Source organism: Flavobacteriales bacterium (assembly GCA_016779995.1).
Lineage (GTDB): Bacteria > Bacteroidota > Bacteroidia > Flavobacteriales > UBA7312 > UBA8444.
The window spans coordinates 1-6,088 of the sequence record JADHMO010000030.1; the positions used below are offsets into that span (position 1 = coordinate 1).

Genomic DNA, 6,088 nt, shown 5'->3' on the forward strand with positions numbered 1-6,088 from the left:
GGGTCAACACCTCCAAATACACCCCAAGTGTAATCTTCAGTATCACTGTTTTCAAAACCTAATGGTAATTGAGGTCTTTCTTTACTTGCACCTTCAACCAATTCGATATCATCGAAATAGTATGTCGTATCATCTCCTGGGTTCCCAAAATCAAAGAATATAATGACTTTGTTATAAGAAATTTCAGGATTGATTTGCGCAGCAAAATTGAATGATAATGTTTCCCAAGCACTTGCGTTTTCAGTTGTAGCATCAACTTCAATTCCAACTGGAGGGTCACTGCTGTCTTCTAATTTCATTTTTACTGTACCTCCAGCTTTTGGAGACCAAGCCTTCATTTGAATAGTATTTCCTTGTGTAAAGTCAATAGCGCTTCCTAAAGTAATGATTGATCCTGCGAATACCGCTGAACCAGAAGTCTTTAAAATTGACCCAACTTTAGCACTTTCGTTACCGTTAGTGTCAGGGTTGTCAACAACTGACGCAAAGTTTCCTTCGAAATCGGTAAACTCATATGCGACAGTAGCATCTTCGAAATCAACAGGTAATGAAATAGATCCTGTTGGTCCAGTAATTGAAACAGTCTCTGTTGCTTCAGAAGTAGCAGCTCCAGCTCCCTTAGCTGTAACTGTAATGGTGTAATCACCAGCTTCAGCATACTCGTAAGTCGCTGATTCACCTGCCAAAATACTTTGCACATCTGCACCTTCAACGCCAAAGTCTACATCAAACATAGACGCATTGTCTGCGGTTGGTGTAACTGTAACTTCGAACAAGTTGGTCTCAGAAATTGCTGCATTTACTGCAAGATTAGCAGGAGCTGCAAAAGTAACATTGACTTGTTTTGTAATTTCTGTGGTTAAACCTGTTGATCCAACTGCCACTACTCTTAAGGTATAGTCACCTTCTTCGTAAGTGTGTGTAGCACTTGAACCTGGGTTTACTGTAGTTGGAGCTGTAGTTGCATCTCCCCAATAAAGGTCGAATCTACTCGCACCATCTGCAGTTGGAGTGACTGTTACGTCACCTGAGTTGTCTGTTGATACTACGACTGTAGCAGCAACATTACTTGGAGGCATCACCTCTGGTTCTGGCTCCTCGTCTTTTTCACAACTCACTAAAACTACGGCCATTAGGGCCATAAAAGCTAATAATTTCTTAGTTGTATTCATCTTCTTTTAAAAATTAATTAGTAGTTATATTATTAATATCCTGGGTTTTGAGACCAGCGGTTTCCCGCCAGTTCAATTTCTATATTTGGAATGGGAAACAACTCGTGTTTTCCAGTTACAAATCCTGTGATTTCGCTTGCTGCTCTTTGGGTTCTCACCAAGTCAAAGAAGTGGTGACCTTCACCCATAAGCTCTAGCCTGCGCTCTTGATAAATGACCTCTGTTAAGGCCTGACCTGTTTCAGCTACCGAAGTAAGTCCTGCTCTACCGCGAACTCTGTTCAAATAAACTTGTGCTCTTGTGTCGCTAATTTGTCCTCTATTCAAAGCTTCTGCAGCCATGAGTAAAACATCTGCAAAGCGAATAGATCTGTAATTGTTTGGATTGGTCAAATTCGCGTCAGGAGTGTTTAAATCTCCTTGACGCGCTAAATATTTTCTGTTGTAGTATCCGGTGTGCTCAAATCCGACATCGTATGAAACGTCAGTATTGGCATTGGCCCAAGCCTCGATGTCGAGAATGGCCACGTCTCTTCTGAGATCTTGTGGCTCAAATGCTTGATAGGCTTCTGCGGTTGGAACGTTAAAACTAAACCCAGATTCGAATACCGGACCCGAATAGTTTCGAATTCCATTAAATCCTACGGCAATGTTACCTTCTGAACATTGTAAACATCCGAAACCTGCTCCTTCTTCGTCAGTGTACTGCACTTCAAAAACAGACTCTATAGTATTCTCGTTATCATTTTCGAAAAGGGTGCTGTAATCTCCAACTAAATCGTAGGCTCCAGAATTGATGACCTCTTCAAGTGCAGTTGCGGCAGCTTCAAACTCCCCTTGATACAAATGTATTTTTCCTAAAAGGGCTAAGGCTGCTCCTTTGGTCACTCTTCCTGCTTCAGCAGCAACAGTTGGTAAAACTTGTGCTCCTTGAGCAAGATCGGCTTCAAGTTGAGCATAAATCTCTTCCTTTGGCGTGCGTTCTACAATGTATTGGTCTCCAAATTGAATGCGCTGATCTAATACAAACGGAACATCTCCAAACCATTTGATCAATTCAAAATAATAGTATGCTCTTAAAAAGCGGGCTTCTGCCAAAATCACTTCTTTTTCGGCAAAATCAATATTGTCTTTAAACTCTAAGATGAAATTGGCACGGTTGATTCCTGCGTACATCCAAGACCATATGTCTCTCAATTGTTGATTCACTGGAGTGTGAATCATATCGTCGATTTCTTGAATTCCAGGCACGTCTGTTGCAGACTCCCCTCCGGCTAATGTGTTGTTAGAAGCGATTTCTCCAAGCATGACGTTGATGTATGTGGCCTGCAATAAGTCGTAGGCCGCAATCAAAGCTGACTGATAATCTTCTGGTGAATTAAAGAAGCTTTCAGAGTCTTGGTCAAAAGAATCTACATTGACAAAATCGTCTGAACAGGCTAAGAGAACTGGAAATAATACGAGTGCTATATACTTTTTCATTGCCATTACATTTTAAGGTTTAATCCAAGTAATACAGTTCGAGGAACTGGATAAAATCCAAAATCAATTCCTCCTCCGATTGGCGCGCCTGAGCTTGCCGATGGATCGAATCCTCTATACTTTGTAAATGTGAATAAATTGTTTCCTGAGAGGTATAATCGAAGTTTAGTCAAACCAAGCTTGTCAAGCGTTTCTGGTTTGAATGAGTATCCGATTTGTGCATTTTGTAAACGCAAGAACGAAGCGTCTTCGACAAAATAATCTGAGAATAAAGCGTTCGAAGAGGCGCCAACTGTAAGTCTAGGGTCAGTAGTGCTGCTGCCTTCACCAGTCCAGCGGTTGATGGCATAAACAGACTTGTTGACTAAGGGTTGATTTCTCTCGTAGTTTCTTACCATTTCGTTTCCTACAGAAGCAAAAGCGTAAGCGCTTAAATCAAATTGCTTGTAAGTCATGTTGAGATTGAACCCTGCCGTAAATTCTGGGATTGGGTCTCCGATATATGTTCTATCGTTACTGTCAATAATTCCGTCTTCATTTAAATCGACATAACGCAAGTCTCCAACTGATGCGTTGAGCTGGTCAGCATGAGCCTCTAATTCTTGAGTGTTTTGGAAAATTCCATCCGTCTTTAAACCAAAGAAATATCCGATCGGAAATCCTGCCTCCATTCGAGAAGGTGGTTCAAGTCCTACGCCAAAAGATCCGCCCTGTAAAAAGCCAACTCCGTTGTTAACTGAGATTACATCGTTGGTTAAAACGGTAGCATTCGCGTTGGCAGAAAGACTGAAGTCGTCGTTGTCGAAAAACTGGTATCCCAAAACAAATTCGAAACCGCTGTTCTCAATGACTCCTGCATTTACAACAGGTGGTTGAGCTCCAGGACCTGTGGCTCCTAAAATTCCCGATACTGGGGGTTGTAATAATAAGCCGCTGGTTTGCTTGATGAAATAATCAAAGGTTAAATCAAGGCTGTTATTAAAGAATTTAAAGTCTGCTCCCACATTCAAGGTTTCTTGCTCTTCCCATTGAATCTCAGGGTTAGGAAGAACTCCAATGGCTTGACCAAACTGAAGTGTATTTCCTAAAACATAAGCTCCTTCACCATTTAAAATGGCTCTAAAAGCGTTTCCTGCGATTCTGTCGTTTCCTAAAATTCCATAACTCGCTCTTAGTTTCGCAAAAGAAACAAGATCGGTTGCCTTGAATGAACTATCACTTTTAAGAATGTATCCCAAAGAAAGCGATGGAAAATACCCAAAGCGGTTGTTAGGCCCAAATTTTGTTGAACCGTCTCTTCTGATCACTCCAGAGAATAATAAACGCTCTTTGTAGTTGTATTGTACCCTTGCGAAGTAGGATAATAATCGCTCGTCGAACCTTCCGCTCAATCCGCTTTCGACCAGTGAATTTCTCAATTCATCAGCGTTGGCCAAGTCTGCATTTTCGAAAGTGATGTCAGTGGCATTAAAGAATCCTTGGTTTCCGCCTGAGAATTGACCTCTGGTTGCAAAAATACTTGTACCTAAAGTGAATTGTAGCTCGTGATCACTGAAAAGCTTTTTGTAATTCACGAAAGCATCTATGGTATAGTCTCTAAAAATATCCTTACTCTGAGTGAGGGATATTCTTGAGGTATTGTTAAACACTTTACCCGAACCGTAGAATACTAATGGTGAAAAGTTGTTTCCGTAAACCTCAGCGTAATTGAATTGTGCATTGGCAACGGCAGTGATGTGATCACCTAAGTTGTACTGTAATCCTGTTTTACCACTAATTCGCTTGACCTCTGTTAAATTGAAGGTGTTGTCAATTTGAGCTAAGGGATTCACTACTTCGTTCCCCAAACCTTCACTTAGTGTATATTGTCCGCTTTGATCAAAAACAGAAAGCAGTGGAGAATTGTTTACCGCATTAAATAATACTGAGCCCAATCCGCTTTCTGGAAGTCCTCTGCGGTCTGACTCTGTATATATGGTATTGGCCGTAAACTTTAAATTCTCTAAAATGTCGTATTGGTAGTTGATTCTGGCTGTGATTCTTTGGAAGCTCGATTTGTCTAACCCCACAATACCTTGCTGGTCTAGATATGAAAGTCCAAATGAATAGGCCGATTTTTCAGTTCCTCCAGAAGCCGTTAAAGCGTGATTGTGAGTAGGTGCAAATTCAAAAACCTCATCTTGCCAATCAGTACCTGTTCCAATCGCAGAAAAGTCAGTGAATGCTGGCGCCTGTCCGTCAGCGATGTACGCCTCATTTAATAGGTATGCATATTCGAATCCGTTGAGCACGCCAATTTTTCGTGTAGTATTTTGAATTCCTGCATACGAATCGAGTGATATGTTAAGCTTAGTGTTTTTGCGACCCGTTTTTGTAGTAATTAAGATTACCCCGTTTGCCGCACGAACTCCATATATACCAGCAGTAGCATCTTTTAAGATGTTCATGCTTTGAATATCTGAAGGGTTTAAAACGCTCAAATCTTCAATGACGTTTCCATCGACCAAGATTAAAGGCCTGTTGTCTCCATTTGTAGTAATCCCTCTGATTCGAATGTTGAGTCCGCTACCTGGAGAACCCGATTGAGAAGTAATATCAACCCCGGCGACTTGACCTTGTATGGCTTGTTCTAGACGCGTTGGATTTAATTCTTCGATTTGCGCCTCTCCCACAACAGCAACGGCTCCGGTTAATTCTTTTTTACGCTGAACCCCGTATCCAACTACAACTACCTCATCTAAGGCAGCTACATCTTCTTGCAAGGAAATCTCAACTTCTAAATCACCGTAAACTTTTAATTCCTGATCGCGATAACCTAAATAGGCAAAGATCAAGACATCGGTGTCTTTCAAATCTTCGATAGAAAACAATCCGTCAAAATCTGCAGACACTCCACGTTGTGTTCCTTTAACAACGACACTAACTCCAGGTAATGGTTCACTTGTGTTGGCGTCTCTTACAACCCCAGAAACTGTAAAGTTCTGCGCTTGCAAAAAACTTAAACAAAACAAACTTAAAACCAGAAAAACATTCTTCATTCGTGGATACTTTGAGTAATATCCAATATTATTAAGTAAAAAATGAGAATTAAAGAATCTCTACCCTACAAATTCTATACATCTGCAATGCGGGGCATTGAAGAGTTAGTGAAAGCCTCTATTTTTAAGAGATTTAGCTGATATTGTAGCGTAGGATTTTTTTGTTTGTAGTGGTAATGTAGGGGTGTTGTGTTAAAATTAAGCCTCTATTTAAGGTTCATGATGTAGTCTGTAAGGCTTTGTTCGTGGGCTAAGTCCAATTTTTTGCGCAATCTGTAGCGTTTAACTTCTACGCTCTTTGTAGAGATGTTTAAGAGTTGAGCAATCTCTTTTGAGCTTAAATTCAAGCGTAAATAGGTACACAAGCGAAGGTCGTTATGGGTAAGATTATCGTGTT

Annotated in this window: 4 protein-coding genes; all 4 read right to left on the reverse strand. The window is 40.8% G+C overall.

What is annotated here, in order from left to right; genetic code table 11:
* Window positions 1-1,172: hypothetical protein (locus ISP71_08830; GenBank protein MBL6664187.1), on the reverse strand; the 1,172-nt coding region annotated here is incomplete at its 3' end.
* Between the two features lie 32 nt (window positions 1,173-1,204).
* On the reverse strand, window positions 1,205-2,653 hold the full coding sequence (locus ISP71_08835) for a RagB/SusD family nutrient uptake outer membrane protein (GenBank protein ID MBL6664188.1): 1,449 nt from the start codon (window positions 2,651-2,653) through the stop codon (window positions 1,205-1,207).
* Between the two features lie 5 nt (window positions 2,654-2,658).
* Window positions 2,659-5,691: a TonB-dependent receptor gene (locus ISP71_08840; protein ID MBL6664189.1), complete on the reverse strand. Its 3,033-nt coding sequence runs from the start codon at window positions 5,689-5,691 to the stop codon at window positions 2,659-2,661.
* Between the two features lie 206 nt (window positions 5,692-5,897).
* Window positions 5,898-6,088, reverse strand: a 191-nt coding sequence (locus tag ISP71_08845; GenBank protein MBL6664190.1) for a hypothetical protein, incomplete at its 5' end; no start/stop codon positions are given.